Origin of the sequence: Enterobacter cloacae complex sp. 2024EL-00227, assembly GCF_043945315.1 — a bacterium.
Classification (GTDB): Bacteria; Pseudomonadota; Gammaproteobacteria; order Enterobacterales; family Enterobacteriaceae; genus Enterobacter; species Enterobacter roggenkampii.
In genome coordinates, this window is the sequence record NZ_JBIMQP010000001.1 from 560,175 (window position 1) to 586,161 (window position 25,987).

37 protein-coding genes and 3 tRNA genes are annotated in these 25,987 nt (G+C 50.7%); 25 read left to right on the top strand and 15 right to left on the bottom strand.

The features are described from left to right. The first annotated feature begins 36 nt into the window (after nt 1–36). From fliZ to sdiA, 6 genes are all read left to right on the top strand, one after another. On the top strand, nt 37–588 hold the full coding sequence (gene fliZ / locus ACHH0Z_RS02660) for a flagella biosynthesis regulatory protein FliZ (RefSeq protein WP_008500339.1): 552 nt from the start codon (nt 37–39) through the stop codon (nt 586–588). A gap of 86 nt (nt 589–674) precedes the next feature. Then, nucleotides 675–1,475 (top strand): cystine ABC transporter substrate-binding protein, encoded by an 801-nt coding sequence (gene tcyJ / locus ACHH0Z_RS02665; RefSeq protein ID WP_021240470.1) that lies wholly within the window; start codon nt 675–677, stop codon nt 1,473–1,475. A 106-nt stretch (nt 1,476–1,581) separates the two neighbouring features. Next, on the top strand, nt 1,582–2,568 hold the full coding sequence (gene dcyD / locus ACHH0Z_RS02670) for a D-cysteine desulfhydrase (RefSeq protein WP_045407399.1): 987 nt from the start codon (nt 1,582–1,584) through the stop codon (nt 2,566–2,568). Nucleotides 2,569–2,589: 21 nt separating this feature from the next. Beyond that, nucleotides 2,590–3,258, top strand: coding sequence for a cystine ABC transporter permease (gene tcyL / locus ACHH0Z_RS02675; RefSeq protein WP_008500342.1), 669 nt, complete (start codon nt 2,590–2,592; stop codon nt 3,256–3,258). Further along, nucleotides 3,255–4,007, top strand: a complete 753-nt coding sequence (tcyN, locus tag ACHH0Z_RS02680; protein ID WP_008500343.1) for an L-cystine ABC transporter ATP-binding protein TcyN — start codon at nt 3,255–3,257, stop codon at nt 4,005–4,007. Before tcyL ends, tcyN begins: the two co-directional genes overlap by 4 nt. 221 nt (nt 4,008–4,228) lie before the next feature. Further along, nucleotides 4,229–4,951, top strand: coding sequence for a transcriptional regulator SdiA (gene sdiA / locus ACHH0Z_RS02685; RefSeq protein WP_045407396.1), 723 nt, complete (start codon nt 4,229–4,231; stop codon nt 4,949–4,951). A gap of 66 nt (nt 4,952–5,017) precedes the next feature. Here sdiA and ACHH0Z_RS02690 read toward each other — a convergent pair whose 3' ends face one another. Next, nucleotides 5,018–5,242, bottom strand: a complete 225-nt coding sequence (locus tag ACHH0Z_RS02690) for a DUF2594 family protein (RefSeq protein WP_008500345.1) — start codon at nt 5,240–5,242, stop codon at nt 5,018–5,020. A gap of 465 nt (nt 5,243–5,707) precedes the next feature. Here ACHH0Z_RS02690 and uvrY point away from each other — a divergent pair, with 465 nt between their 5' ends. The 6 genes from uvrY to ACHH0Z_RS02720 all read left to right on the top strand — a co-directional run bounded on the left by uvrY (nt 5,708) and on the right by ACHH0Z_RS02720 (nt 9,244). Further along, nucleotides 5,708–6,364 (top strand): UvrY/SirA/GacA family response regulator transcription factor, encoded by a 657-nt coding sequence (gene uvrY / locus ACHH0Z_RS02695; RefSeq protein ID WP_008500346.1) that lies wholly within the window; start codon nt 5,708–5,710, stop codon nt 6,362–6,364. After that, nucleotides 6,361–8,193: an excinuclease ABC subunit UvrC gene (gene uvrC, locus ACHH0Z_RS02700; RefSeq protein ID WP_045407394.1), complete on the top strand. Its 1,833-nt coding sequence runs from the start codon at nt 6,361–6,363 to the stop codon at nt 8,191–8,193. Before uvrY ends, uvrC begins: the two co-directional genes overlap by 4 nt. A gap of 56 nt (nt 8,194–8,249) precedes the next feature. Further along, nucleotides 8,250–8,798, top strand: a complete 549-nt coding sequence (pgsA, locus tag ACHH0Z_RS02705) for a CDP-diacylglycerol--glycerol-3-phosphate 3-phosphatidyltransferase (RefSeq protein ID WP_008500348.1) — start codon at nt 8,250–8,252, stop codon at nt 8,796–8,798. A gap of 152 nt (nt 8,799–8,950) precedes the next feature. Continuing rightward, nucleotides 8,951–9,026 (top strand) — tRNA-Gly (locus ACHH0Z_RS02710). 46 nt (nt 9,027–9,072) lie between these two features. Next, a tRNA-Cys gene (locus ACHH0Z_RS02715) sits at nt 9,073–9,146 on the top strand. Between the two features lie 11 nt (nt 9,147–9,157). Next, nucleotides 9,158–9,244 (top strand) — tRNA-Leu (locus ACHH0Z_RS02720). Nucleotides 9,245–9,351: 107 nt separating this feature from the next. Here the strand turns inward: ACHH0Z_RS02720 and ACHH0Z_RS02725 are convergent. From ACHH0Z_RS02725 to ACHH0Z_RS02785, 13 genes are all read right to left on the bottom strand, one after another. Beyond that, the gene (locus tag ACHH0Z_RS02725) at nt 9,352–10,362 is read right to left on the bottom strand and encodes a tyrosine-type recombinase/integrase (protein WP_045407392.1); all 1,011 of its coding nucleotides are present in this window, start codon (nt 10,360–10,362) and stop codon (nt 9,352–9,354) included. After that, nucleotides 10,362–10,589, bottom strand: a complete 228-nt coding sequence (locus ACHH0Z_RS02730) for a DUF4224 domain-containing protein (RefSeq protein WP_045407390.1) — start codon at nt 10,587–10,589, stop codon at nt 10,362–10,364. Before ACHH0Z_RS02730 ends, ACHH0Z_RS02725 begins: the two co-directional genes overlap by 1 nt. Before the next feature lie 238 nt (nt 10,590–10,827). Further along, on the bottom strand, nt 10,828–11,160 hold the full coding sequence (locus tag ACHH0Z_RS02735; RefSeq protein ID WP_045407385.1) for a hypothetical protein: 333 nt from the start codon (nt 11,158–11,160) through the stop codon (nt 10,828–10,830). After that, nucleotides 11,153–11,509, bottom strand: coding sequence for a hypothetical protein (locus ACHH0Z_RS02740; protein WP_045407383.1), 357 nt, complete (start codon nt 11,507–11,509; stop codon nt 11,153–11,155). Before ACHH0Z_RS02740 ends, ACHH0Z_RS02735 begins: the two co-directional genes overlap by 8 nt. Beyond that, nucleotides 11,506–11,928, bottom strand: coding sequence for a hypothetical protein (locus ACHH0Z_RS02745; protein WP_223861872.1), 423 nt, complete (start codon nt 11,926–11,928; stop codon nt 11,506–11,508). The genes ACHH0Z_RS02740 and ACHH0Z_RS02745 overlap by 4 nt, the downstream gene beginning before the upstream one ends. Further along, nucleotides 11,918–12,325: a Lar family restriction alleviation protein gene (locus ACHH0Z_RS02750; RefSeq protein WP_223861873.1), complete on the bottom strand. Its 408-nt coding sequence runs from the start codon at nt 12,323–12,325 to the stop codon at nt 11,918–11,920. Before ACHH0Z_RS02750 ends, ACHH0Z_RS02745 begins: the two co-directional genes overlap by 11 nt. After that, a complete protein-coding gene (locus tag ACHH0Z_RS02755) occupies nt 12,325–13,122 on the bottom strand; it encodes an ORF6N domain-containing protein (RefSeq protein ID WP_045407379.1) in 798 nt (265 codons plus the stop codon). The genes ACHH0Z_RS02750 and ACHH0Z_RS02755 overlap by 1 nt, the downstream gene beginning before the upstream one ends. Nucleotides 13,123–13,134: 12 nt before the next feature. After that, complete coding sequence (locus ACHH0Z_RS02760; RefSeq protein WP_045407377.1) at nt 13,135–13,638, bottom strand: hypothetical protein; 504 nt, start codon at nt 13,636–13,638, stop codon at nt 13,135–13,137. After that, nucleotides 13,638–13,994, bottom strand: a complete 357-nt coding sequence (locus ACHH0Z_RS02765; protein WP_045407375.1) for a hypothetical protein — start codon at nt 13,992–13,994, stop codon at nt 13,638–13,640. The genes ACHH0Z_RS02760 and ACHH0Z_RS02765 overlap by 1 nt, the downstream gene beginning before the upstream one ends. Next, the gene (locus ACHH0Z_RS02770) at nt 13,987–14,211 is read right to left on the bottom strand and encodes a hypothetical protein (RefSeq protein ID WP_045407373.1); all 225 of its coding nucleotides are present in this window, start codon (nt 14,209–14,211) and stop codon (nt 13,987–13,989) included. Before ACHH0Z_RS02770 ends, ACHH0Z_RS02765 begins: the two co-directional genes overlap by 8 nt. 106 nt (nt 14,212–14,317) lie before the next feature. Continuing rightward, nucleotides 14,318–14,704, bottom strand: coding sequence for a S24 family peptidase (locus ACHH0Z_RS02775; RefSeq protein ID WP_045407370.1), 387 nt, complete (start codon nt 14,702–14,704; stop codon nt 14,318–14,320). Nucleotides 14,705–14,770: 66 nt separating this feature from the next. Beyond that, nucleotides 14,771–15,202, bottom strand: a complete 432-nt coding sequence (locus ACHH0Z_RS02780) for a helix-turn-helix domain-containing protein (RefSeq protein ID WP_045407368.1) — start codon at nt 15,200–15,202, stop codon at nt 14,771–14,773. Between the two features lie 201 nt (nt 15,203–15,403). Then, nucleotides 15,404–16,102 (bottom strand): helix-turn-helix transcriptional regulator, encoded by a 699-nt coding sequence (locus ACHH0Z_RS02785; protein WP_023150198.1) that lies wholly within the window; start codon nt 16,100–16,102, stop codon nt 15,404–15,406. Here ACHH0Z_RS02785 and ACHH0Z_RS02790 point away from each other — a divergent pair. From ACHH0Z_RS02790 to ACHH0Z_RS02810, 5 genes are all read left to right on the top strand, one after another. Further along, nucleotides 16,095–16,439, top strand: coding sequence for a helix-turn-helix domain-containing protein (locus ACHH0Z_RS02790; protein WP_023150197.1), 345 nt, complete (start codon nt 16,095–16,097; stop codon nt 16,437–16,439). The genes ACHH0Z_RS02785 and ACHH0Z_RS02790 overlap by 8 nt on opposite strands. A 1-nt stretch (nt 16,440) precedes the next feature. Next, nucleotides 16,441–16,638: a DUF4222 domain-containing protein gene (locus tag ACHH0Z_RS02795; RefSeq protein WP_044901834.1), complete on the top strand. Its 198-nt coding sequence runs from the start codon at nt 16,441–16,443 to the stop codon at nt 16,636–16,638. Then, nucleotides 16,635–17,567: a hypothetical protein gene (locus tag ACHH0Z_RS02800; protein WP_032621743.1), complete on the top strand. Its 933-nt coding sequence runs from the start codon at nt 16,635–16,637 to the stop codon at nt 17,565–17,567. The genes ACHH0Z_RS02795 and ACHH0Z_RS02800 overlap by 4 nt, the downstream gene beginning before the upstream one ends. 107 nt (nt 17,568–17,674) lie before the next feature. Further along, complete coding sequence (locus tag ACHH0Z_RS02805) at nt 17,675–19,546, top strand: toprim domain-containing protein (protein ID WP_045407364.1); 1,872 nt, start codon at nt 17,675–17,677, stop codon at nt 19,544–19,546. Nucleotides 19,547–19,549: 3 nt separating this feature from the next. Then, nucleotides 19,550–20,386 carry an antitermination protein gene (locus ACHH0Z_RS02810; RefSeq protein WP_045407361.1) on the top strand — a complete coding sequence of 279 codons (837 nt, stop codon included), beginning with the start codon at nt 19,550–19,552 and terminating at the stop codon, nt 20,384–20,386. A 111-nt stretch (nt 20,387–20,497) separates the two neighbouring features. On the opposite strand, the gene ACHH0Z_RS02815 is transcribed toward ACHH0Z_RS02810, so the two are convergent. Next, nucleotides 20,498–21,418: a hypothetical protein gene (locus tag ACHH0Z_RS02815; RefSeq protein WP_045407358.1), complete on the bottom strand. Its 921-nt coding sequence runs from the start codon at nt 21,416–21,418 to the stop codon at nt 20,498–20,500. A 144-nt stretch (nt 21,419–21,562) separates the two neighbouring features. Here ACHH0Z_RS02815 and ACHH0Z_RS02820 point away from each other — a divergent pair, with 144 nt between their 5' ends. The 8 genes from ACHH0Z_RS02820 (at nt 21,563) to ACHH0Z_RS02855 (ending at nt 25,941) form a co-directional block, all read left to right on the top strand. Then, a complete protein-coding gene (locus ACHH0Z_RS02820) occupies nt 21,563–21,949 on the top strand; it encodes a phage holin family protein (protein ID WP_001283165.1) in 387 nt (128 codons plus the stop codon). Beyond that, nucleotides 21,936–22,217 (top strand): phage holin family protein, encoded by a 282-nt coding sequence (locus tag ACHH0Z_RS02825; protein WP_065187067.1) that lies wholly within the window; start codon nt 21,936–21,938, stop codon nt 22,215–22,217. The genes ACHH0Z_RS02820 and ACHH0Z_RS02825 overlap by 14 nt, the downstream gene beginning before the upstream one ends. Then, nucleotides 22,217–22,759 carry a glycoside hydrolase family 108 protein gene (locus tag ACHH0Z_RS02830; RefSeq protein WP_023315880.1) on the top strand — a complete coding sequence of 181 codons (543 nt, stop codon included), beginning with the start codon at nt 22,217–22,219 and terminating at the stop codon, nt 22,757–22,759. Before ACHH0Z_RS02825 ends, ACHH0Z_RS02830 begins: the two co-directional genes overlap by 1 nt. Further along, on the top strand, nt 22,756–23,025 hold the full coding sequence (locus ACHH0Z_RS02835; protein WP_045407354.1) for a hypothetical protein: 270 nt from the start codon (nt 22,756–22,758) through the stop codon (nt 23,023–23,025). Before ACHH0Z_RS02830 ends, ACHH0Z_RS02835 begins: the two co-directional genes overlap by 4 nt. A 345-nt stretch (nt 23,026–23,370) precedes the next feature. Next, a complete protein-coding gene (locus tag ACHH0Z_RS02840; protein ID WP_045407349.1) occupies nt 23,371–24,828 on the top strand; it encodes a glycosyltransferase family 2 protein in 1,458 nt (485 codons plus the stop codon). Continuing rightward, nucleotides 24,810–25,400 (top strand): hypothetical protein, encoded by a 591-nt coding sequence (locus ACHH0Z_RS02845; protein ID WP_045407343.1) that lies wholly within the window; start codon nt 24,810–24,812, stop codon nt 25,398–25,400. The genes ACHH0Z_RS02840 and ACHH0Z_RS02845 overlap by 19 nt, the downstream gene beginning before the upstream one ends. Beyond that, nucleotides 25,397–25,738 (top strand): HNH endonuclease signature motif containing protein, encoded by a 342-nt coding sequence (locus ACHH0Z_RS02850; RefSeq protein WP_045407336.1) that lies wholly within the window; start codon nt 25,397–25,399, stop codon nt 25,736–25,738. Before ACHH0Z_RS02845 ends, ACHH0Z_RS02850 begins: the two co-directional genes overlap by 4 nt. Further along, nucleotides 25,738–25,941 (top strand): hypothetical protein, encoded by a 204-nt coding sequence (locus ACHH0Z_RS02855; RefSeq protein WP_045407334.1) that lies wholly within the window; start codon nt 25,738–25,740, stop codon nt 25,939–25,941. Before ACHH0Z_RS02850 ends, ACHH0Z_RS02855 begins: the two co-directional genes overlap by 1 nt. The last annotated feature ends 46 nt before the right edge of the window (nt 25,942–25,987 follow it).

Genomic DNA, 25,987 nt, shown 5'->3' on the forward strand with positions numbered 1-25,987 from the left:
AAATGCCGCACAACGTATTGACAACCAGGAGTTATCATGACGGTGCAGCAATCTAAAAGACGGCCTTTAAGCCGCTACCTGAAAGACTTTAAACACAGCCAGACGCATTGCGCCCACTGTAACAAGTTACTCGATCGTATCACGCTGGTTCGCCGCGGCGAAATCGTCAATAAGATCGCGATTTCTCGCCTCGACACGTTGATGGACGAAGCAGCATGGCTCGAAGAGCAAAAAGAGTGGGTGGCGCTTTGCCGTTTCTGTGGCGATCTCCACTGCAAAGAGCAAAGCGACTTCTTCGACATTATCGGCTTCAAGCAGTTCCTGTTTGAACAAACGGAGATGAGCCACGGCACCGTTCGCGAATACGTGGTTCGCCTGCGCCGCCTCGGGCAACATCTGACCGTGAACAACATTTCCCGCGATCTGCTCAAAACCGGTTATCTCGACGAGAACCTGGAGCCGTGGTTGCCTGCGACCAGCACCAACAACTACCGGATTGCGCTGCGCAAGTACGCACAATATAAGGTACAAATGCCGGGTGCCATAAAGCAGAAAGCCCACGCCGGAACAACTTCTGATATATATTAAAAAAGAATAAGATGTAGCGCAGTCGCCTTTGACGTTGCAGGCGATTTCTCTACACTACGTAAAAATTCCACTATATCGGGGTATTTATGAAATTTGCACTTCTGGGTCGTCAGGCGCTGATGGGTGTTATGGCCGTTGCGCTGGTTGCGGGCATGAGCGTGAAAACGTTCGCCGCAGAAAACCTGCTGAATAAAGTAAAAGAGCGCGGTACGCTGCTGGTCGGGCTGGAAGGAACCTATCCTCCGTTCAGCTTCCAGGGCGATGACGGCAAGCTGACCGGTTTTGAAGTGGAGTTTGCTGAAGAGCTGGCGAAACACCTCGGCGTGAAAGCGTCCCTGAAACCGACCAAATGGGACGGTATGCTGGCGTCGCTGGATTCGAAACGCATTGACGTGGTCATCAACCAGGTCACCATCTCTGACGAGCGTAAGAAGAAGTATGACTTCTCCACCCCGTATACCGTGTCCGGTATTCAGGCGCTGGTGAAGAAAGGCAACGAAGGCACCATCAAAACGGCTGCGGACCTGAAAGGGAAGAAAGTCGGTGTCGGTCTGGGAACCAACTACGAAGAGTGGCTGCGCCAGAACGTTCAGGGCGTGGATATCCGCACCTATGATGATGACCCGACGAAATACCAGGATCTGCGCGTGGGCCGCACCGACGCCATTCTGGTTGATCGCCTGGCAGCACTGGATCTGGTCAAGAAAACCAACAACACCCTGGCGGTAGCGGGTGATGCGTTCTCTCGTCAGGAATCCGGCGTGGCCGTTCGTAAAGGTAACGAAGACCTGGTGAAAGCGATTGATTCCGCGATTGCTGACATGCAAAAAGACGGTAGCCTGAAGGCGCTTTCCGAGAAGTGGTTCGGGGCAGACGTCACGAAATAAGTTTCTGACGTAAAAAAAGGCGCTTTTAAAAGCGCCTTTTTTATTTCTTACGCGTCTGCGTGCATAATGAAAAATATCACATTTTGTCTGAGTTACCGGAGCATCCATGTCACTACAGAATTTAACGCGCTTTCCCCGCCTGGAGTTCATCGGCGCGCCGACGCCGCTGGAGTATCTCCCGCGATTTTCTGATTATTTAGGGCGCGATATTTTTATTAAGCGTGATGACGTGACGCCCATGGCGATGGGGGGCAACAAGCTGCGCAAGCTGGAGTTTCTGGCGGCGGACGCCCTGCGCGAAGGCGCGGATACGCTCATCACTGCCGGGGCCATCCAGTCCAACCACGTTCGCCAGACGGCGGCCGTGGCGGCAAAACTTGGGCTTCACTGCGTGGCATTGCTGGAAAACCCGATTGGCACGCGGGCTGAAAACTATCTCACCAACGGTAACCGCCTGCTGTTAGACCTGTTTAACGTGCAGGTTGAGATGGTTGACGCGCTGACCGACCCGACCGCCCAGCTCGATGAGCTGGCGACGCGTCTGGAAGCGCAGGGTTTTCGCCCCTACGTTATTCCCGTCGGCGGGTCGAATGCGCTGGGCGCGCTGGGGTACGTGGAAAGTGCGCTGGAAATCGCGCAGCAGTGCGAGGGGGCGGTGAGTCTCTCCTCCGTCGTGGTCGCGTCCGGCAGTGCGGGCACCCATGCCGGGCTGGCGGTGGGGCTGGAGCAACTGCTTCCGGAGGTCGAACTGATTGGCGTGACGGTGTCCCGCAGCGTGGCGGATCAGAAGCCGAAAGTGGTTACGCTACAGCAGGCGGTTGCAGAGCAGCTGGAGCTGAAGGCCACGGCCGATATTCTGCTCTGGGATGACTATTTTGCGCCGGGTTACGGCACGCCGAACGAAGAGGGAATGGAAGCGGTGAAACTGCTGGCGAGCCTCGAGGGCATACTGCTCGATCCGGTCTATACCGGCAAAGCGATGGCCGGACTGATCGACGGCATTGCGCAAAAACGCTTTAAGGATGAAGGGCCGATTTTATTTGTCCATACCGGCGGAGCGCCTGCGCTGTTTGCCTACCATCCTCACGTTTAAAAATCAGGTCGAAAAATAATAATGCAAGAAAGTATTCAACTGGTTATTGATTCTCTGCCGTATCTGCTGAAAGGTGCGGTATTTACGTTGCAGCTCAGTATCGGCGGGATGTTCTTTGGGCTGGTACTGGGATTTATACTGGCCTTAATGCGCTTGTCGCCTGTCCTGCCGGTGCGCTGGCTGGCGCGCTTTTATATCTCCGTGTTTCGCGGTACGCCGCTTATCGCCCAGCTCTTTATGATCTACTACGGCTTACCGCAGTTCGGAATCGAGCTGGATCCGATTCCGGCGGCGATGATTGGCCTGTCGCTCAATACCGCGGCGTACACCTCCGAAACCCTGCGTGCGGCCATCTCCTCCATTGACAAAGGGCAGTGGGAAGCGGCGGCCAGTATCGGGATGACGCCCTGGCAGACGCTGCGCCGGGCCATCCTGCCGCAGGCGGCGCGCGTGGCGCTTCCGCCGCTCAGCAACAGCTTTATCAGCCTGGTGAAAGATACCTCCCTGGCGGCAACGATTCAGGTTCCGGAGCTTTTCCGTCAGGCACAGCTCATTACCTCCCGTACGCTTGAGGTCTTTACCATGTATCTGGCCGCCTCGCTGATTTACTGGGTGATGGCGACGGTGCTGTCTGCTCTGCAAAACTACTTCGAAAACCAGCTTAACCGCCAGGAGCGTGATCCAAAATGAGTGCAATTGACGTCAAAAACCTGGTGAAGAAATTCCACGGTCAAACGGTGCTCCACGGGATCGATCTGGAAGTCGAGCAGGGCGAAGTGGTGGCGATTATTGGACCGAGCGGTTCGGGTAAGACGACGCTGCTGCGCAGCATTAACCTGCTTGAACAGCCGGAAGGCGGTACCATCCGGGTCGGGGAGATCACGATTGATACCGGGAAATCCATCAGCCAACAGAAAGGGTTGATTCGCCGCCTGCGCCAGCATGTCGGCTTTGTTTTCCAGAACTTTAACCTTTTCCCGCATCGTACTGTGCTGGAGAACATCATCGAAGGGCCGGTGATCGTTAAAGGTGAGCCAAAAGAAGAAGCGACGGCGCGGGCTCGCGAACTGCTCGCCAAAGTCGGGCTGGCGGGGAAAGAGACCAGCTATCCGCGTCGCCTGTCGGGCGGGCAGCAGCAGCGCGTGGCGATTGCGCGCGCGCTGGCGATGCGCCCGGACGTGATCCTGTTTGATGAACCGACCTCTGCGCTCGATCCGGAACTGGTGGGCGAGGTGCTGAACACCATTCGCCAGCTGGCACAGGAGAAACGTACGATGGTGATCGTGACCCATGAAATGAGCTTTGCGCGCGATGTCGCTGACAGAGCCATCTTTATGGATCAGGGACGGATCGTGGAGCAGGGGCCAGCGAAAAGCCTGTTCGCTAACCCTCAACAGCCGCGAACCCGTCAATTCCTTGAAAAATTCCTTATGCAGTAGCATTTTTGCACGCATTTGCTCCAGAAATTGACTCTGGAGCAAATTATTCTCCCTCTGCGCGAGGGCTTCTGTTTTTTTATTCCATCCAGATCGGATAAACCTTATCGATAGTAAAGTTAATTGTGCTATTGCCGATATTTTGTGGCTAGAAAAAAGTTTTATGTGTTAGCTTATATTCACCATAATAATGATTATCTGTTCAGAGGCTTCATTTAGTAAGTATGAAGGATTTAGACTTTTTCACCTGGCGACGGGATTGCTCCCTCCGGTTTCAGGAATTGACCTGTGCCGCCGAGGTATATCAGGAGCTGGAGCGACAAACTCAGGCGCTGGAATTCGATTATTACGCGCTCTGCGTGCGCCATCCCGTGCCATTTACCCGCCCTAAGATCTCCCTGCAAACCACTTACCCAAAGTTGTGGATGGCGCAATATCAATCCGCGAACTATTTCGCGATTGATCCGGTTTTAAAACCGGAGAATTTCATTCAGGGCCATCTCCCCTGGACAGATGCATTATTCGCCGAGGCGCAGGAATTATGGCACAGCGCCCAGGATCACGGTTTACGCTCGGGAATAACGCAGTGCCTGATGCTGCCAAATCATGCGCTTGGTTTCCTGTCCGTGTCTCGTACGCGTGTACAGGAAGGGCCATTAGACCATGAAGAAATAGAGCTGCGGTTGCAAATGCTGGTGCAAATGGCCTTAACCTCGCTGATGCGTTTTGACGATGAGATGGTCATGCCGCCGGAAATGAAATTCAGCAAGCGCGAGCGTGAAATTCTGAAATGGACTGCGGAAGGGAAGACGTCAGCGGAAATAGCGATCATTCTCTCGATCTCAGAGAATACCGTTAACTTCCATCAGAAGAATATGCAGAAGAAATTCAACGCGCCCAACAAGACGCAGATCGCGTGCTATGCGGCGGCAACGGGACTGATTTGACGCAGTAAAACGTTCTGCGTGACAGACGAGCGAACGGCTGAATGCACTGCATCCAGCCGTTTTTTGTTACTGACGGTACGCTTGCTTGATTTGCTTAACGGTGTTAGCAAATACCGCTGATTCAGCCTGGTCTTCCATCTCCGCGATTTGTTTTTCCATTTTAATGATCACACGACCGGCATCAGCCTGGCCCATCGCCTGCAGCATCAGCGTTAGCAGCGCTTTCAGGCAGTTTACTTCCTGTGCCAGTTCCTGGTTATTCTCCGCAGTGGCAAATTCAGGTGTGCTCATTTATTTTCCTCATTATTAAACGGCGCTAAAGCGCGACGACGAAAGTCAAGGCGGCGGAGTATACCACAAGCTGAAGCAAAAAATGCAGCGGTTGTTTTTCGTACTTTTACGCCGATGTTTAATTGCGTAAACAGATCGTACCGGTAAACTCAACCCGCTTAATGATTATTAATTGTTTAGGTCGGGTTCGCTGGCCGTTAATTATTGTTACAAAAAGTTGAACCCTGTTTTTGCGCAGGTTAAGCCAGCCCGTTTTTTGTAACTTTTTGAATACAGATGGTTAAAAAAAGCTGCAAGAGCCCAGAATGCACGGGCTCTCTTTCCACCGCCTGTACAGCCTAATTTCCAAAAACGAGAGCAAAATCGAATAGCCGGTTTTTTAACGTTTTAATCTTGTCAGGAAAACCGTTAATATAAACCAAATTATCACACAGTAGCGTTATCCCTATTCTGGAGACATTTCCTTTGATCAACGTCCTTCTTGTTGATGACCACGAACTGGTGCGCGCAGGGATACGACGCATTCTTGAAGATATTAAAGGTATTAAAGTTGCCGGTGAGGCATGCTGTGGCGAAGATGCGGTAAAATGGTGCCGTACCCACTCCGCCGATGTGGTGCTGATGGATATGAACATGCCCGGTATCGGTGGTCTTGAAGCAACACGCAAAATCGCGCGTACCTTTGTAGACACCAAAGTCATCATGCTGACTGTGCATACCGAAAATCCACTGCCCGCGAAAGTGATGCAGGCGGGGGCCGCGGGTTACCTGAGTAAAGGTGCTGCACCGCAGGAAGTCGTCAATGCTATCCGTTCCGTGTTTGCCGGACAGCGTTATATTGCGTCCGACATCGCTCAGCAGATGGCGCTGAGTCAGATCGAGCCCGAGAAAACCGAATCACCCTTTGCCAGTTTGTCCGAGCGTGAATTGCAGATTATGCTGATGATCACCAAAGGTCAGAAGGTGAATGAGATCTCGGAACAGCTGAATCTCAGCCCGAAAACGGTAAACAGCTATCGTTATCGGATGTTCAGTAAACTGAACATTCATGGTGACGTCGAACTGACGCATCTGGCCATCCGACATGGTTTGTGTAATGCGGAGACGTTGTTAAGTCAGTGAGGGATGTGTTCGATTCAAAAGCATTTCTGAAAACCGTAACCAGCCAGCCTGGCGTCTATCGCATGTATGACGCTGGCGGTACGGTTATCTATGTGGGGAAGGCAAAAGATCTTAAAAAACGTCTCTCCAGCTATTTTCGCAGTAACCTGGCCTCCCGTAAGACCGAAGCGCTGGTCTCACTCATTCAGAATATTGATGTTACCGTCACGCATACAGAGACAGAAGCGCTGCTGCTTGAGCACAACTATATTAAGCTCTACCAGCCGCGCTACAACGTCCTGCTGCGTGATGATAAATCCTATCCGTTTATCTTTCTGAGCGGCGACACCCATCCGCGCCTCGCTATGCACCGTGGTGCAAAACATGCGAAGGGTGAATATTTCGGGCCGTTCCCCAACGGCTATGCCGTGCGAGAAACGCTGGCGCTGCTGCAAAAAATCTTCCCGATCCGCCAGTGTGAAAACAGCGTTTACCGTAACCGTTCGCGCCCGTGCCTGCAGTACCAGATTGGCCGCTGCCTGGGGCCGTGCGTGGCCGGGCTGGTCAGTGAAGACGAGTATGCCCAGCAGGTGGAGTATGTGCGCCTGTTCTTAGCCGGCAAGGACGATCAGGTCTTAACCCAGCTGATTGCGCGGATGGAAAAAGCCAGCGCCGCACTCGAGTTCGAAGAGGCCGCGCGTATCCGCGACCAAATCCAGGCGGTGCGCAGAGTGACTGAGAAACAGTTTGTCTCAAATACCGGTGACGATCTCGACGTCATCGGCGTGGCCTTTGACGCCGGAATGGCCTGCGTGCACGTGCTGTTTATTCGCCAGGGCAAAGTGCTCGGCAGCCGCAGCTATTTCCCGAAGGTCCCTGGCGGTACCGAACTGGGCGAAGTGGTGGAAACCTTTGTCGGCCAGTTCTATCTGCAGGGGAGCCAGATGCGCACGCTGCCTTCTGAAATCCTGCTCGATTTTAATCTTGACGATAAAACCCTGCTGGCCGATTCGCTCTCTGAACTGGCGGGGCGCCGGGTCAATGTTCAAACCAAACCGCGCGGCGATCGCGCGCGTTATCTGAAGCTGGCGCGGACCAACGCGGCAACGGCACTCACCACTAAGCTGTCGCAGCAGTCGACGGTGCACCAGCGTTTAACGGCCCTGGCGGCGCTGCTGAAGCTGCCGGAAGTGAAACGGATGGAGTGTTTCGACATCAGCCATACGATGGGTGAACAGACGGTCGCGTCCTGCGTGGTGTTTGATGCTAACGGTCCGCTGCGCGCCGAGTATCGCCGCTATAACATCACCGGCATCACGCCGGGCGATGACTATGCGGCGATGAATCAGGTGCTGCGTCGTCGCTATGGTAAAGCCATAGAAGAGAGCAAGATCCCCGATGTGATCCTGATTGACGGCGGGAAAGGGCAGCTCGGCCAGGCGAAAGCGGTATTTGAATCGCTTGATGTCAGCTGGGATAAAAACCATCCGCTGCTGCTGGGCGTCGCAAAAGGGGCCGATCGTAAGGCCGGTCTGGAGACACTGTTCTTCGAGCCGGAAGGTGAGGGCTTCAGCCTGCCGCCGGACTCTCCGGCGCTGCACGTCATTCAGCATATTCGCGATGAATCGCACGATCACGCCATCAGCGGTCACCGCAAAAAACGGGCGAAGGTGAAAAACACCAGCTCACTCGAGACGATCGAAGGCGTGGGGCCAAAACGTCGCCAGATGCTGCTGAAGTATATGGGCGGATTGCAAGGATTACTCAACGCCAGCATGGAGGAAATTGCAAAAGTGCCGGGTATTTCGCAAGGGCTGGCAGAAAAGATCTACTACTCGTTGAAACATTGAGGGCTCTGTAGCAACATAGAGCTAAATTTTACTGACAACAAATAGTTACCGTCATTATGCAATATAACATCCCTACGTTGCTCACTCTTTTTCGTGTCGTACTCATCCCGTTCTTTGTGCTGGCGTTTTACCTGCCAGTTGTCTGGGCACCCTTTGCCTGCGCATTGATCTTCCTTATTGCAGCGGTAACAGACTGGTTTGATGGCTATCTGGCGCGCCGCTGGAATCAAAGCACCCGTTTCGGTGCCTTCCTCGATCCGGTGGCGGATAAAGTGATGGTCGCGATTGCGATGGTGCTGGTGGCTGAGCACTATCATACCTGGTGGGTAACGCTGCCTGCGGCAACCATGATTGGCCGTGAGATTATCATCTCCGCGCTGCGCGAGTGGATGGCGGAGCTGGGAAAACGCAGCAGCGTGGCGGTCTCCTGGATTGGGAAAGTGAAAACGACGGCGCAGATGGCGGCGCTGGTCTGGATGCTCTGGCGTCCAAACGCCTGGGTTGAGTGGGCGGGGATTGGCCTCCTGTGGGTGGCGGCGGTGCTGACGCTGTGGTCCATGCTGCAATATTTGAACGCTGCGCGCGGGGATTTGCTTGATCAGTGATCGTTTCGACGTAATTTTCAGCAAACGATCCGGGGATGCAAAAAATAACGTTGACTCATAACGTCATATCAGTAGAATGCAACGCATCGAACGGCGGCACAGCAAGCCGGACGATAATGAAATCAAGTGGTTAGACATTTACTTGATGACATGCGGGAATAGCTCAGTTGGTAGAGCACGACCTTGCCAAGGTCGGGGTCGCGAGTTCGAGTCTCGTTTCCCGCTCCAGATTAAAGACATGCGCAGTAGCGGGTGTCAGTTTGAAAAGTTTTACGGCGCGTTAGCAAAGCGGTTATGTAGCGGATTGCAAATCCGTCTAGTCCGGTTCGACTCCGGAACGCGCCTCCACTTTCTTCCCTGGCCGGATGGTGGAATCGGTAGACACAAGGGATTTAAAATCCCTCGGCGTTCGCGCTGTGTGGGTTCAAGTCCCACTCCGGCTACCATGGGAAAACTAGAATAAAATCAATGATAAGCAGTGTCGTATAAACCACCGAAAGGTGGTTTTTTTATGCCCGAAATCTGCTGTTTCATAATATCACTTCATAATATTTTATTGACCGCCGACAACCGGAACGACTGCAATTTTGCGATCATATCGTGCTGTTTGCTCCACGTTTTTGTGTCCTGAGATAGCCTGTTTCTCGTAAATGTTCCCCTGCAGGTCTGAGATACCTTTCGCTTTCAGGTCATGAAATGTGAAGTCAAAACTCAAATGGGGGTATTTAACCCGCGCTTCTTCTTTGGCTTTTCTCCATCGACTGTTGAAGCCATCCCTGGTGTATTTGTGCCCGGTGGATTGATGAAGAATAAACAGACTACTCATCCCTTCGTTGAGAGGGAGGGCTTTAGCAAGTTCAATTGCTGCCTTCAACCGGTCTGACCATGCTTTAATTTGTGCTACTGCTGTTTTGCTCTGCTTAATCAGTATTCCTTCAGTCATAAGTTGGCTTTTCTTCATCTCAAGTACATCGTTTTGACGTGCGCAGCACAGATAAGCCAGCTCCATTGCGACACGTACGACATCAGGCGAAACGCTGTATAAGGCGTTGTACTCTTCGTGCGTGATATAGCGATCCCTGCCAGTCTCTTTAAATTGCTTAACGCCTTTTGTGGGGTTGCTATTGGCATACCCGCGTTCGTAAGCCCAGCGATACACGCGCGACATAAAAGCCTTTTCCCGGTTGGCCTGGGTGCGACTCTTTACGCCACGCTTATCGAGGTATTTACGCACGTGCTCAGGCTTAATGCTGTCTGGTGGCATCTGCCCGAAAACATCGATTATCTTTTTGGAGTATTTGCGGTAATCCTTCTGTGTTTCAGAGGCCAGTTCGAAAAAATCTCCCGACTGGAAAAATTTTTCAACCAGTCCAGAAAGTGTTGATTCATCCGGCCTGTCATTAATCAGTGCTTCCCATGCTGTCCAGACCTGCGCCTGTGTGCAGGTCTTATCACAAAGGCGGATGTTTCCGCCTCCTTTTGGGTGATACTCATAGGCTGAACGTCCGAGGTAAACCCTCGGGGGCATCCAGGCATCGTCTTTGTTTTTACGTGCGCGTGGCATTAGTCAAGAGCTCCAAAGTTAGGCTGAGGACCGTTAGCATCAATAGCTTTCTGTCGGTGAGAAAGCGGATTGTTGAAATGAGCCCACGTTGTGCGAGGGCGTCCATCGCGCCTGGTTATAAAAAATATCCCGGCATCACGCAAGCTTTCGCATTGCTTTGAAGGAATTTTATAACCGGTCAACTTTTCAATATCGGCGTCAGAGATAATGTCTGTTTCGTTGTTCATACTTCCACCTCACACTGAACCAATCGCTTTCTGAACTACCCGATAACCCCGTTTCCGGGGCTTTCTCTTCGCTTCAACTCGCACTGCTGAAACCTTTGGCGCTGGAGGGATCGGTACTGAAACGCCATTACGCATATCTCTGCGTTTACCCATCCTCCATACCAGTTGGGCGGTATAGTCCCGGCCATCGTCAACGGTGACGACTGAGCGAACCAGTTCGTCGTTTATGTCAACCATTTCACCCATTTGCCGCCTCCTTGCTGAATCCCGCGCTGATTACGTTTTTAGCGATGATTACCGCATCAGCGCCGTCAAGCTCACCATCCTCACCGATAACTGCTTTCATCAGTTCATTCTGGAGAACGCTGTCATAATTGCGCGGCCAGAATTCCGTGGGCATATCGTAGGAGTTGCAGTAGAAGAACGTGTCAATAGTTATCTGAGCGGCTTCCTCGGCAGTCCGCTCAGGCTGGCGATAACCAGCCTCCCAGATAGCATCTGTCATTGCCGATGGATCACCGGCAGCAGATTTAATCAATTGAACCAACTCAAACAGATTCGATTCAGTCACCACACACCTCCATTTCCCTTTCCACAGACTCACAGCAGCGGCGAAAAACTTCAGCTGATACCTCATTTCTCAGGGCTCTGATGAGCAATTCATCCCGCGATTTTTGACGCTCAATATTTTTCTCTCGCTCCAGTTGACGCAGTACGGCCAGGCGGGAAGTAATGCGTTTCCGTGTGTTCTTCCACTTAACCAGAGCTACGTTTGCCCTGTGCCGCCAGCCATATTCGTTATCGATAACGTTTTCAAGTTGCGAGCTGATACTGGCAATGACATCTTCAGCCGTGACCAGAGCCTGCAGGTGGTCGCTTATGGTTACCAGTTGGTTAACATCAATGGATTCAGCTTTCATCCGTTCACCTTCCTGTCTGCCAATGTTTCAACGTAATCCCAACCACCACAGGCATTAACCATTTCTCCCAGTCTTGAAAAACAGGCATTCATCCAGCGCAGCCCGCGAGGTGTTAGTGATGGCACCGTTCCCCAGTCGATGAAGTCCGAATTGCTGCGATGCATATATTTGATAAGGTCCAGAATGTTGATGTAATGGGCCCGGCGTTTTTCCATATCCCAGCCTTTGTTTTCCAGATACGAATCGATGAATTCCTGTAATGCTGGCTGATTAAGCGAAATATCACCGTACTGGTGGCGATAAACCGGGCGGCGGTGCAGGCTGACCAGATAAAACAGATACGCATCGCATACCCATGTCAGAGCTTGCTGGTGGGCCAGCTCAACAGAGCCAGCCGGTACGAATGCGCTAATTTCCACTGCTGCTCTCCATGTCACGCTGGTTCCAGTCATGGATGGCTCGCTGTTTGCTGTCAGGCAACTGGGAAGCGTTGCAACAGCCACAGTTAACGAGGTACATATTTTCGTCACCATCTTCAGGCAGGGTTTCGACCAGGCTCACGTTTGGGTTGCCGCAGAAGGGACAGGGCTTGAGCAATCCGTCGCTGTTCATATTGTCTGTGGCTGGAGGATACGAATCAGGGACAACGGAGATCAGCACCAAGTTGGTTGCCTCTATACGGTCATCAACGATAGATTCAGTTGCAGCACAAATAGCACCTGACACATCAAAGGAGTTTGTTTTTACTGTAAGCGGATGGCGGCCACCGCAGGGGTAATCCCCCATAAATGTCACGATGTAGTCAACTTTCTGCATTATTTTTTCTCCCCGAAGAGTGATTTGAGTTCGATCCCATAAACAGCCAGCCATGCACCCGCAGGCCATGACTTCACGCTACCGTAGCGTTCGTCAGGAACGTTCTTGGCTTCAATGCCTTTATCTCGGCACCAGCGACGCAGTGGGGCGAATTTAAATTCACCTTTGCGACCTGTTGCCTTTTCTACTTTGGTAATGGTTGCGTGTTTTTCGCTTTCACCGAGTTGTTCTTCCAGATCTCGGCAGCGTCGTGTTGCGGCGCTGAGCTTTCCGAGAGCTGAGGCTTCGCGTTTGCGGCTAATCTGGGCTTTGGTTCTTTCGGCATGATCTGCGCGTTCTTTTTCTGCCAGTCGCCCCTCTTCGGACTCTATTGCCATTTTGAGGATTTCGAGCTTTGAAAGCTCAGTTGGGGCAGGCAGATAAGTTGCCTCCCTATAGCTGAAATAAAACTCAGTAAGATCGTTGAAGTAATTCCACGCCTGATCGGTTTCCAGCATCTTTGCGTGGTTAGCCGCTCCACGTTCCGTCCACAAAATCAGAGAGCGGGCATTCTTTCCAACTAACCCACTTAAAGAGGGTCTGTTCTTCAACCCCCGCAGCTCTTCACCCTCAACCTTGAAGTAGTGTTTACCTTCAACGAAGCGGGATTCGTTACGAGAATAGTTATTACTGATCATCTTCTCGGTCGCACCATATCCGGCCGCCAGCTGCTCAGTGGTCACTACGCGTTGACCGCGATACTCGATGATCTGCAAGTCGCGAGCCGCTACTGGTGCTAATTCAGTTTTCATTGCCATTTTCGTTTCTCCTTAATGCAAAATTGGTTTTACTGGAGGCTTTTCACCGGCACGCAACCGGCGCGCGACATCTAAAAAAATCCCATCCAGGAATTCGTTGAACCATGACGCTTCACCTGCTTGAACGCGCTGCTCATTTGCCCAGTAGAACTGGAACACGGCCATATAGCGCTCTGTTGGCTTGTGCAGGAGAAGGTCTTCTTCCACGTACTTGATTAGTACGTTCTCAATCAGCGCTCTTGTAAGGCCTAAGACTCTCTCTTCACTTCTGAACACATACTCACCCTCACGCAGCCCCCAGCGCTTTTCGCATTCAATCAGGTAGAGGAGGGCGACAGTTCCGCGCATGGACTCACAGATGATTTCAGCCCATTCATGCTGCTCGGCAGCACTAAGCTCGTGGTCTCCGCTGCGATTTTCATCCATCATCCATGCAGGGAAATTCATACCTGTCCTTTCGTGGATATCTTTCAGCCTGGCGACAAGCCGCTTGATGCTGTCGTTATTTTCTGCCATCAGTTAATTCCTCTGCTTACATGTTTCTGCTTCACGTAATCAACAACCTCGTTCAGAAGTTCGTCGATAATTAATTTCCCTGAATCTGTCAGATATTCGGTGTGTTTATTAATTCCTATTGCATTTTGATATGCGGTTTTGATAGTAGCGTCACCCTCATATCGGTTAAGCCCTCCGCGAGTTAATCCTTCAAACCGTAATAACAGCTGATTCATGAAATGCTCTTTTACTTCTACGGTTTCAATTTTGTTATCTGGCAGTTTTATAATGAGTAGGTTTCCACCAGTCTTACGTTTGAGTCGCGCCAATGCCGCGTTTGCAATTCTGCGTCGATAGGTGTTGATTAAATTATCCATTGCGGCGCGCCTCCTCCTCTAAGCTCATAACAATTTCCTCTTCTTTTTCTGTCCAGTTATGAATGTCAGAAGCAATGTCATAAACAAGAGCGCAAATCGTTTTAAGTTGAAAGTGGTCGAGATTGTCTCGATGTTCAAATAATGTTTGAGATAGGCCCGCCAGTTGCTCAGCTTTGATATTCACACACTGAATATCATGTCTTTTAAATACGCCCATAATTAACGTCCATATGCCTTTTTAAGATACAAGCGCGCAATTACCTCATAACCACTAGCGGCATAAAGGCATGCTGTTCTATATGCCGATTTATCAATGATGAAAGTCATACGAAGCGCCTCACGGCCAAAGAAGCGACCACCCGACCGTGAATTTTGATTTCTTTCTGTTCATCGGTGTTAAGGGTGAAAGTTTCGTAATGATGGTTATCAGAGATGATTTTTAATGAGCCATCAGCTAATGGCTCAATTCTCTTAATGAAAAGGCATGGGCGACCAAAAGCATCCATTGTGTAAACATAAATGCCAGAGGTAAGCGCATGTCCACCGCAATCAACGAAAGCCACAACCTCACATGGTTCGATGGTCGGCTGCATTGAATCACCTTCCATCCGGCAGCTTTGAACGCGGTTGCCAAAGTCATTAATGTTGTCAGATCCGAACAGCATCTGAGGCGTTTTAATTGGCTTATTAATTGCGACGGAATTTTGCATTTTCATTTCCTCAGGGTGAGTTTGGCCCCACCAAGAAAGGTGTTAATTAAATAATGTTAATTAATTTTAAATCTTGTCGGCTTGCTTGCAGATGGTTTCTTGCAAGTCGTCTAATTTTTCATAAACGATAGTTAGCGTACCGATAGCCGACAATTCCTGAGGCATACAATCCATAGCGTTGGATAAAGCCATTCTGCAATTGCCAATATCCGCAGACCATGAATTAAGTTGATTGGAAGTTATAATGCTTGTTGGCTCTGTAAATTCACCACACTGCTCGTTTCCTGAAATGAGCCACAGAACATCAGAATGAAGAATGTTAGCCAATTGGATTAACTGGTCAGCAAACGGAACAGTTTTTTCCGTTTCCCAGTTGTTAATGGTTTCAGTTGTTAAACCAAGATGATCAGCCAAAAAATCCTGAGACAGTCGAAGCGAAGATCTTTGATTTAATATTCTTTTGCCGATGGTTTTGGCTACGGTGATTTGAGTATTCATTTCATTGGCTCCGTTGTTTGCCGATGAATGAACTTTAAGTCATGCAATAACTTATTGCAATAACAAAACTTATTTTTCTTTTGCGATTTAGTTTAATGCATTGATTTTTTTGATTAAATTTTGTTATTAAACTGCATGCTTACAGCTACAGACAAAGAAAAAGCCGCTTTTAAGCGGCTTCAAAAGGTGGGGTGTTGAAGGTTAGAGCCTATTGTAATTGATTGATTCATGCATTATGGCTTTACCCATCACGTAAAGGTCATCTTGGTTTTCTTCCGTGATATACCATTTCTCATATGCCGGATTATCCGATAAGACTGCCAGCCTGTTTCCCTGCATCTGGAGACGTTTTAGGTGAAATGTTTTACCAAAAACAAACACATACACACCATCCGTTAGAAAGTGTCGGACGGAAATGTCTACGAAGACACGATCACCGGAATTGAACGTGCTGGCCATGCTGTCGCCATTGACGGTCATTACTTTTACGACATCTTCACTACGATTCCCGAAGAGGGATTTTGCATGTTGAGTCGTGAACTCAATAGCGTGTAAAACCTCCACATATTCTGAAAGCATGAACGTGCCAGGCCCTGCACTCACTGAAAGGTCAAGAACCTCGACCCTGAATATGCCAGCGTTATCCTTTACCTCCCTTTCGGGCATGGTCTCTATCACATAGCCCTGTCTATGAGGCACATGATTTTTTCCAGTTGATAGCCACTCAGGGCTCACACCCAGCGCATTAGCAATCTCAACCAACTTACGTGTTGTGTTGGTTTTTCCTGCAACAAGACGCCAGATAGCTGGTTGCGAAACCCCAACTTTCATCGCTAATTCTGCCTGTGTAAGGCCTGCGTCAACCATCGCTTTTTGAAGACGATCTGAGAATGTGTTCATACCAATAAGCCTATACAAAAAGTTATTAAGTGGCAAATACGATAAGTTATTGCATAAAGTTATTCAAGGCTATACTCTTTCCCTATGTTCAATAACTTTTGGTATTTTTATGATCAATCAACATGTCAAGAGAGCTATCGATATTCTCGGCGGCCAAGCTGCATTAGCAAGGGCGTGCGGGGTTACTCAACCGGCTGTATTTCGCTGGCTTAATGGTAGCCGGGTTAAGGCTGATCATGTCATGTCCATTGTTAAAGCTACTGGTGGCGAAGTTAAAGCCTACCAGATCCGCCCAGACCTTCCAGATACATTCCCTCACCCGGGCAATGAGGTGTGATATGTCGCACTCAATCACTACCGAAAACCAAATTAAGCCATTGGATATCGATTATCGCGATCCGCGCGGTGTGATTGTGCATGTCACCGGCTGGAATCGGGATAAGCAGCAGGTGTATTTCACCAGGCAGAATTATCCGCATGAATGCATGCAGCCTGTCTGGAAGTTTCAAAATTATTTCAGGAGGGTTGTGGAGTGAGCAATTTCTTACAGCTCGTTGATCGTCCAATAGCCTTTCAACGGTCCTTCGTTCGCCTTGGCGTGGGTATTACAGGTGCATTGCTATTGTCACAGATTGTCTATTGGCAGAACCGCATGGAAGGGAATTGGTTCTACAAAACCCAGTCAGATCTCGAAGAAGAGACTGGATTAACGCGTTACGAACAAGAGGGAGCGCGTAAAAAGCTGGTTTCCTGTGGCGTACTGGAAGAAGCAAAACGTGGCATCCCAGCAAAATTATATTTCAGAGTAAACCAGGAGCGCTTGGAAGAACTTCTACTCGGCGAAAACCAGCATGCAGGTATGGGGAAAACCAACAAACAAGGATGCGGAATTTCCGCAAACAGTGATGCGGAAAACCAGCATGCAGGTATGGGTAAAACCAACGAGCAGTCATGTGGAAATTCCGCATCCATTCATACAGTAGATTACCAGGAGACTACACAGAAGATTAATACAGAGAATAAATATCTTGGTGCATCGGCTGAAGCCGACACACCGAAAGTGAAATCTTCAACTGATTATTCTCCTGCATTTGAAGAAGCCTGGCAGGCATACCCAAAACGTAGCGGTGGAAATAACAAGCTAAGCGCATTCAAAGCCTGGAACGCACGTATTAAACAGGGCGTAAAACCAGAGACGATGCTGGAAGGGGTTAAGCGCTACGCAGCTTTCATGGCCTCTGAGGGAAAGATCGGTACTTCGTTCGTCAAGCAGGCGGCGACGTTCTTCGGGCCGGATAAACATTTCGATGAACCGTGGCTGGTAGAGACCCAGGAAAACAAAGTCCCTACCCGACAAGACCAGTCCCGCTACGAGTGGTACGCAAAGTCTGATGACGGCTCTGCCGAAGTGTTTATCAATCAGTCAGCGATCGATCGCATGAACCGTGGCGGGTATCGCCCATGAAAATACTCCTCAAGCGTTTGCTGGTGGCCGGATATAACCACGGCGTTCTGTGCGAGGGATTTGTGAGATGGTTTTTTGTTAAATTCGATTTACGGAGTTTGTGAGTTATGAGCCCAGCTGAAATATCAGAAAAACTATGGGATAACGCTGAACGCGTCGCTAAGTTTCTCCTTCCGAAAGGACATCTGGAGGGGAAGGAGTGGTGTGCTGGCAATACGAACGGTGACTCAGGCAAAAGCCTCAAGGTCAATATCGGCGGTAAAAAATCATGGGCTGACTTTGCCAGCGGAGACAGTGGTGACCTGCTGGATCTCTGGGTGCTGGTGCGTAATTGCCAACTGCACGATGCAATGCGAGAGGCGAAAGAGTTTCTTGGCCTGAAAGATGACGATCACCACTTCGAAGCGAAGAAAAAAACGTTCTCTCGCCCGACGAAGAAGGGCGTTAAATCGGCCAGCAAATGCTACGACTATCTTGCTTCACGTGGCATTACCCGTGAAACGGCCGATCGTTTTAAAGTGACAGATGCGGTGGTCTGGTACCACGACGAAAACCGAGAGGTGCCTGCCGTGGCATTTCCGTATATCCGGAACGGCGAACTGCTTCAGGTAAAACGTATCGGTACCGAACGGCCAAACGGCAAAAAGCTAATTATGGCTGAAGCTGATTGTGAACCATGCCTGTTTGGCTGGCAGGCGCTGGATAAAAATACCCGCCTGGTAGTGCTGTGCGAGGGGGAGATTGACTGCATGACCTTCACGCAGCTTGGCTATGATGCCCTGTCTGTTCCCTTTGGCGGCGGTAAGGGTGCCAAACAGCAGTGGATTGAATATGAATACCATAACCTCGATCGCTTCCAGGAAATTTGGCTGTGCCTGGACAACGACGATGTAGGCCGTGAAGCTGCAAAAGAAATCGCCAGACGTCTTGGGGAACATCGTTGCCGCATGGTTGAACTTCCCCACAAAGATATCAACGATTGCCTGATGAACGGCATGGACAGCGACTCCATTCTGGAATACATGGAGCGCGCCAAATTCTTCGATCCCGATGAGCTTTGCTCAGCAGGTGACTTGCTTCAGGAAACTATCGAGGCATTCGAACATCGGGATACCGGTCTGTTTACAAGCCCATGGGCTTCGCTGAACAACAACTTTAAGTTCCGTGCCGGTGAACTGACCCTCGTCAATGGGGTGAATGGACATGGAAAAACAGAGCTCGTTGGACATATCGCGATTGATGCGATGAGTCAGGGCGTCAGGACGTGTATTGCTTCTCTGGAGCTTAAACCAGGCAAAATGCTTGCCCGACTCACGCGGCAAACCATCTGCACTTCCTCACCGAAACGTGAAGAAATCATTATGACCAACGAATGGTTTTCTGACCGCCTTTGGGTATTCAAACTTACCGGAACGGCCAAAGCAGACCGGCTTCTTGAGATTTTTGCCTATGCCCGGCGCCGCTATGGCATTGAGCTGTTCGTCATAGATAACCTGGCTAAATGTGGCTTAGACGAAGAAGACTACACAGGTCAGAAGGACTTCATCGATACGCTGTGCGACTTCAAGAACGAGCATAACTGTCACGTCCTGCTGGTTACCCACGCCAGAAAAACAAACGACTCCGCTCCAACCGGAAAGATGGACGTAAAAGGCACTGGCGCCTTAACCGACATGCCCGACAACGTTATGGCCGTCTGGCGCAACATTCCCCGTGAGCTGGCGCAGAGAAAAGCGGATCGTATGGGTTATGAGAGCCTCGACAAAGACGAACAGGCCGCGATCAATCTCCCCGCCTCAATGATTCGTTTGTTGAAGCAACGAGAAGGCGAAGGGTGGATCGGAGACATCGGAGCTAATTTCGACTCTCGCTCTCACCAGTTCCTGGAAGGCGAGAAAAAACCATTTAACTACCTGGTCGGTAAGCCGCAAAGCGAGCTTGATCTCGAGTGGGAAGCCAGCAACGTAACGAGGGTTTGAGATATGGAACTTGAAGCATCACTAAAACACTTTAGCCCTCAGGGTATGCACATCAGCGACGACGTGAAAGGAACCTCTCCGGACCGCCTTACAGGAACAGATGTAATGGCGGCGATTGGCACCACCAGCAGCCGTGCGCGCTTCGGCCTGGCGGCGTTCTTCGGTAAAGCGGGAATCAGCAAAACCGATGAACAGCTCGCAGTTCAGGCGCTGGCGCGATATGCGATGGATGTCGCACCGAAGAATGTTCGCAAAGCAGCTGGTGGCCAGTTCGGATGGTGTATGCAGATATTGGCACAATTTGCCTTTGCTGATTACTCACGTTCTGCGGCTACCAGCGTGACGTGTCACAGTTGCAGTGGTACCGGACGAACAACCCGCGAGCAGATTATCCGCAAGGTTTCGTACCCATGGGGTAAAGCTCCATACTGGGCCTGCCGCTCTCGTGCTGTTCGACCGTCTGACTGGGAGCAGTGGACGGAGGTAACAGAGGTTGTACCGGCGGTCTGTGATGCTTGCGAAGGCAAGGGAACGATCAGCGCCCGTTGTCGTTGCGGCGGTAAAGGCGAGGTTCTAGACCGCAAGGCCACAAGCGAGCGCGGCGCTCCGGTGTTTAAAACCTGCGAGCGCTGCAGCGGAAATGGATTTTCTGCGGTGCCGTCTACCGCAGCCTATAAAGTGATACTGAAGCGCGTTCCGGATCTGCACGTCAGAACATGGACTCGCAACTGGAAACCGTTTCTTGAGGCGTTGGTGAGCATTTGCCAGCAAGAGGAGGGGAAGGCGGCAAGGGAATTTCAGGCTGTAACCAGTAGCTGTGAAGAAAGCAGCAAAGTTTAGTTTTTTCACTACATAAAGCTTGATTTTGTCCGAACTTGTCATGTATGCTTCTAATCATGCGGAGTAACGCCTAAAAGATTTCAACATGAAGCCCCTCTCGGGGCTTTTTTATTACTTAAGCCAACCTAAAAAGCCCATAAAGTTTTTAAGCTCGATTTCTTCTGCTGTCGAAGAGTATTTTATTTTATTTGCTATAGGTAATAGGTTCTTTTTAGTTAAGAACTTACCGGCTTGATGTTTTAGGTTTTTTAGTTGTTTGATTCGTTCTTCAATTGTGGCCGCGATTCTGGCAGTTTCAGCAATCTCAGGGCTTGGTGCTGTCGATAGGTCAATGGTACGAATTTTTTTGATGTCTTCACTTATAGATACAAATAAATTTCGAAGATTATTTTCGGGTAGCAGCACATGGGTAAATGATACTTTCCCCATGTCGTACTCGCTTGTTGCCTCTCCAGAATCCCGCATATGCTTATTCATTGCAAAAAGAATGGTTCTTGTCTTCTTATCAGTTTCAACTTCTGAAAGAGTCACAAAGCCACTCTGATTTTTTTCTAATAGACGGATTTCTGCAGCCCCAAGCCTGCCAGAAAAATTGGAGTTTTTACTTTTTTCAATAGCAAACGACAGATAATCGATAGTGGGCTTGACGCTTCGTAGCGCTTCAATATTTTTTTTCCATGCATCACACTTATCTTTTGCGGTGCTAATAATTTCTCGGTTTGTTTCGATCTCCATGAATTTATTGAAACTGAGAACGTTTTCACCAAACTCAACTCCAAATTCGTTTTTTCCACATTTGTTGCCGATGTTGGTTTCTATACCTCTTGAGGTTTTGACGATGTAACCCATTTGGTGTGGCTGGTTGCATCCAGTTAAACCACAGTGGATTTCTTCCTTAAATTTATAGTAACCAATAATCTCCTCAAACTGATGATCGCCTTTTGCTATTTTGGCAACAAAATTTGGTCTTGAAGTGATTAGCTCCCAGTCGTCAACTTTTTCGCTGCCATTTTCTGTTCGAAGAAAAATCATGAATCGCTCCATTCGATAGTGGACCGTTTATTTTATCGCCATGCAATTGAGATCACCATATCTTAGTTTCACTTTTGAAATTGATTCGTTTGGCTGCCTTACTTCCCCTCATATTGAGAGGATTCACAGCATTGAGGGGGACCGATGTCCGATCCGATTTCCGGCACTGGCTTAGCCGGTGGCGCTCTGACGGGTGCCAGTATCTATGGCCTGCTTACAGGCACCGATTATGGTGTGGTATTTGGCGCATTTGCAGGTGCCGTATTCTATATCGCCACAGCAGCTGATCTGAGTGCAACCCGCCGGCTGGCATATTTCATAGTGTCGTATATCGCCGGGATCTTATGCTCCGGGCTGGTAGGCTCAAAGTTATCTGCCTGGACCGGTTACAGTGATAAACCTCTGGACGCCATCGGTGCCGTAATCATTTCTGCATTAGCCGTCAAAATCCTGACGTTCCTGAATAACCAGGATGTCGGCTCGCTGGTGGCGCTGATAACGCGCCGGGGAGGTTCAGGTGGTACTAAATGACCCAACTGCAACATTAAATGCTCTGCTCTGCGCCGGGGTGGTGATTACCCTGATGTTTTATCGTCGTGGCGATTCCCGGCATCGCCCGTGGGTTTCCCGTTTAGCCTGGCTGATTACTGTCACGTACAGCGCTGTGCCGTTGGCCTACCTGTGCGGGATTTATCCTCATTCGTCATGGGCCACTATTGGGGCCAACATCATTTTCCTTTCCGTGCTGGTGGCCGTCAGAGGCAACGTTGCGCGCCTGGTTGATCATCTGAGGCACTAATGACCAAAGACGAAATTTTTAATGCCATCCTCGGCAAAGAGGGCGGGTATGTTAATCACCCCGACGACAAAGGCGGCCCAACAAACTGGGGAATCACACAAGCGGTAGCTCGCGCCCACGGATTCACCGGAGATATGCGAAACCTTACCCGCCAGCAGGCGCTGGATATCCTGACGGCTGACTACTGGACAGGGCCACGCTTCGACCTTGTTTCAGAGGTATCACCAGCTATCGCTGCAGAACTCTGCGACACTGGTGTAAACATGGGCCCATCGGTTCAGACCAAATGGTTCCAGCGCTGGCTGAACGTGTTCAACATTCAGGGCACGCTCTATCCCGATCTGATTGCAGATGGTTTTATTGGTCCGCGAACTATCAGCGCGTTAAAAAGCTATCTTTCCCGGCGCGGAAAAGAGGGTGAGCTGGTTATGCTTCGGGCCCTGAATTGTAGCCAAGGTCAGCGTTATCTTGAGCTGGCAGAACAGCGCAGCGCGAACGAAACGTTTGTTTATGGCTGGGTAAAGGAGCGGGTAGTTATATGACGCTTGAGATGATTACCGGACTCGTTGTCGCGGTTTTTGCTGCTATTGCCGCCGCGTTTGGCCTAGGTCATTCACGCGGCACCAGCAAAGCGGAAGCCAAAGCAGAGCAGCAGCGCACCGAAGAAAAGGCCGCAGCCACTGAAGCAGTAGCCGAACGCCGGGTAGAAGCAACCAAAGAGGCCAGCAATGTACAGCAGACTGTTAACCATATGTCTGGCGACGATGTTGATCGCGAGCTGCGGGACAACTGGACCCGTAAAGGTTGAGGTAGTGGACACGGCTTGCGACTGGGTTAAACCCATCTACGGAACGGATCACGACTGGGATGTACTGGACCCCCAGACGAAGAAAGACATCCTGACGCATAACAAAGCGTGGCAGGCAAACTGCCAGAAAGAAACCAGATCCTCGCAATAGTTCTGATTATCCCCTTCAGCGGATAAGACAACGCTTATCCCCTACAAGGTATAAAACGGCCTCGCACCCGCGGGGCTTTTTAATGCGCATCGCACGCGCACATCAAAGAAAGTCTTTCAGCTGTGAGCCTGGGCAAACCGTTAACTTTCGGCGGCTTCGCCGTGCGACAGGCTCACGCCTAAAAGGAAAATCATATGCAGGTCACTATTGATGGTGTCCCGTATGTGCCTGCCTGCGCCTCAGCGACTCGGATCGGCATTGCCATCTCTACCCACAATAGAGCCGACGTTCTGAAGCGGGTGCTTGAGCAGCACATGAAGCATTTGCCCGCCGGCGCGCTGGTGGTTGTTATAGATGATGGTTCTAAACCTTCCGCAGTCGTTCCGAACGGCGTGCAGCTGGTACGCCATGAAACATCACTCGGCATTGTTGCTTCGAAGAATGCCAGCATGTCAGCGTTAATGGATGCCGGATGCGAGCATCTTTTCTTATGGGATGACGATGCTTATCCAATCGCCGATAACTGGCATCTTCCCTACATCGAATCACCCGAGCCACATCTGGCTTACCAGTTTCTCGATCTGGCTGGCCGCAACAAGTTGAATGACCTTTCGGTGCTTTACCGTGACGATCAGCATGTGGCGTATACCGGGCAGCGCGGCGTGATGCTGTATTACCACTGTAGCGCTATCGAGATGGTTGGCGGTTTCGATCCGGTTTACGGTCGCGGCATGTACGAACACAGCGACCTTGCCCTGCGCATCCATAACGCTGGCCTGACGACCTGGGCTTACGCTGATGTCGTCGGTTCAGAAAAGCTGATTCATTCTCTCGATGAGCATGAGGCCGTAGAGCGTTCAGTACCGAGGCCCGACCGCCAGGCGCTGGTGGAACGTAACGTGAAGATCCACAACGAACGACGTGATGCCGGGTTTACCGGTTACGTTGAATACCGCAAGCGGCGCGACGTGGTTATCACTACGCTACTGACCAGCCAGCCCGACCCGCAGCGCGGCAAGAAAATGGTGGCTTCGCCTGACATGCTGAGCAAATGGGCGGCCTCGCTTCAGAATTGTGGTCGTATCGCGCTGGTGGATGAACTGCAGACAGCCCCGGCAGACGTTGAGCTGTACCGCGTGCCTGACGTGAAGATGAATGTTTACTTTCGGCGCTGGCTTCACATCTGGCAGCATCTACGCGATCACCCAGAATACCGGTTCGTCTGGTGTACCGATGGTACTGATGTCGAAATGCTGCGCGCGCCATGGGATGAAATGCAGCCCGGGAATGTTTACGTCGGTTCTGAACCGAAGACGTACTCCGACACTTGGGCAAAGCAGAATCATCCGGAGCGTATCTATCAGGATTTCATTGAAGCGCACAGAAATCATGTGATGCTTAACGCTGGCCTGCTGGGCGGTACCCGCGCTGATGTAATGGCGTTTGCTCACGGCATCATCCGTCTTTACTACCGGATCGAGAGTTATCGTTTCTGGAAGAAAGAACAGGCTGGCGCCGCGGTGGGTGACATGCTGGCGTTCGGTATTGTCGCTCATTCATTCGCAGGAAAGGTTATTACCGGACCTCATGTGCATACTGTTTTCAAAACTGATGGGATCGGTAAGGAGGTCGCATGGTGGAAACACAAGTGAAGTATGTCGTGGTTGGTCACCATTCCCGTTATGCCTCAGCTGCATTGCTTGCTGGCGAACTTGGCGCGCACCTGCTTATCGATGAAGGGAATCACGGTGCTAACTGGAATCATCGGCGCGCTATCGAGTGGGCAGCCGAGCAGCCTTGCCGTGTAGTGGTGTTGGAAGACGACGCGCTGCCGGTACATGGATTCACCGAAAAGGTCACTGACTGGCTGACTCGTTTTCCTGACGACATGTTGAGCTTTTATCTCGGTACCGGCCGACCGCCGCAGTATCAGAAAGAGATTGCCGGAATGCTGTTGGAATCAGACAGAGTAAACGCTGATTACCTTGTTCTTAGCAAACTGATTCATGGCGTATGTTATAGCCCTCCTCAGGGCAGGCTGGCGCGCATGCTTAACGCATGGAATAAAACGCTGGCAGCTGATTACGCCGTAGGTGAGGCATTCGGTGGCCGGGTGATTTATCCGTGTTACTCGCTGGTGGATCACGCTGACCTCCCGACGGTTGAGCGTCACCCTGACAACGAACCGAGGACGGAACGCCGCCGCGCATGGAGACTGGCATGAACAAAGAGCCCCGCGTATATAGCAGCCGATGGGATAAGGCCCGTCTGCGTTTCCTGCAGCAGCACCCACTATGTGTGATGTGCGAGCAGCAGGGGCGCATAACCCCAGCAACGGTGGTTGACCATATCGAGCCCCACAAACTCAAAGATGCGCTTAAGTCAGGTAACCCGCTGGCCATATCGAAAGCACAGCTCCTGTTCTGGAGTAAAGAAAACTGGCAGCCACTGTGCAAAGCGCATCATGACTCAACGAAACAGAGAATGGAGAAGAGCGGCGCGGTAATAGGCTGTGATGCCAACGGCTACCCGCTCGATCCTGCGTCTCACTGGAGCACGTAATGAAAGACCTCATCATTGAATACCGAGACGGTAAGTTTGTTCAGCTGGCGATTGATGGCGTGGAGATGAAGAGCGTGACATCCATTCAGTTCTCGCACGCTGTAGGGCAAGAGGTGCCGACAGTGACCGTCTCAGGGCATGTTGTCTCCGGGCGTGGGAAAGGCACTCAGAAACTCGAACAGGTAGACAAACATTCGGCATAGCGCGGCGGCGGCAAGTCGATTACCTATCATGTGAAATCATTTCAAA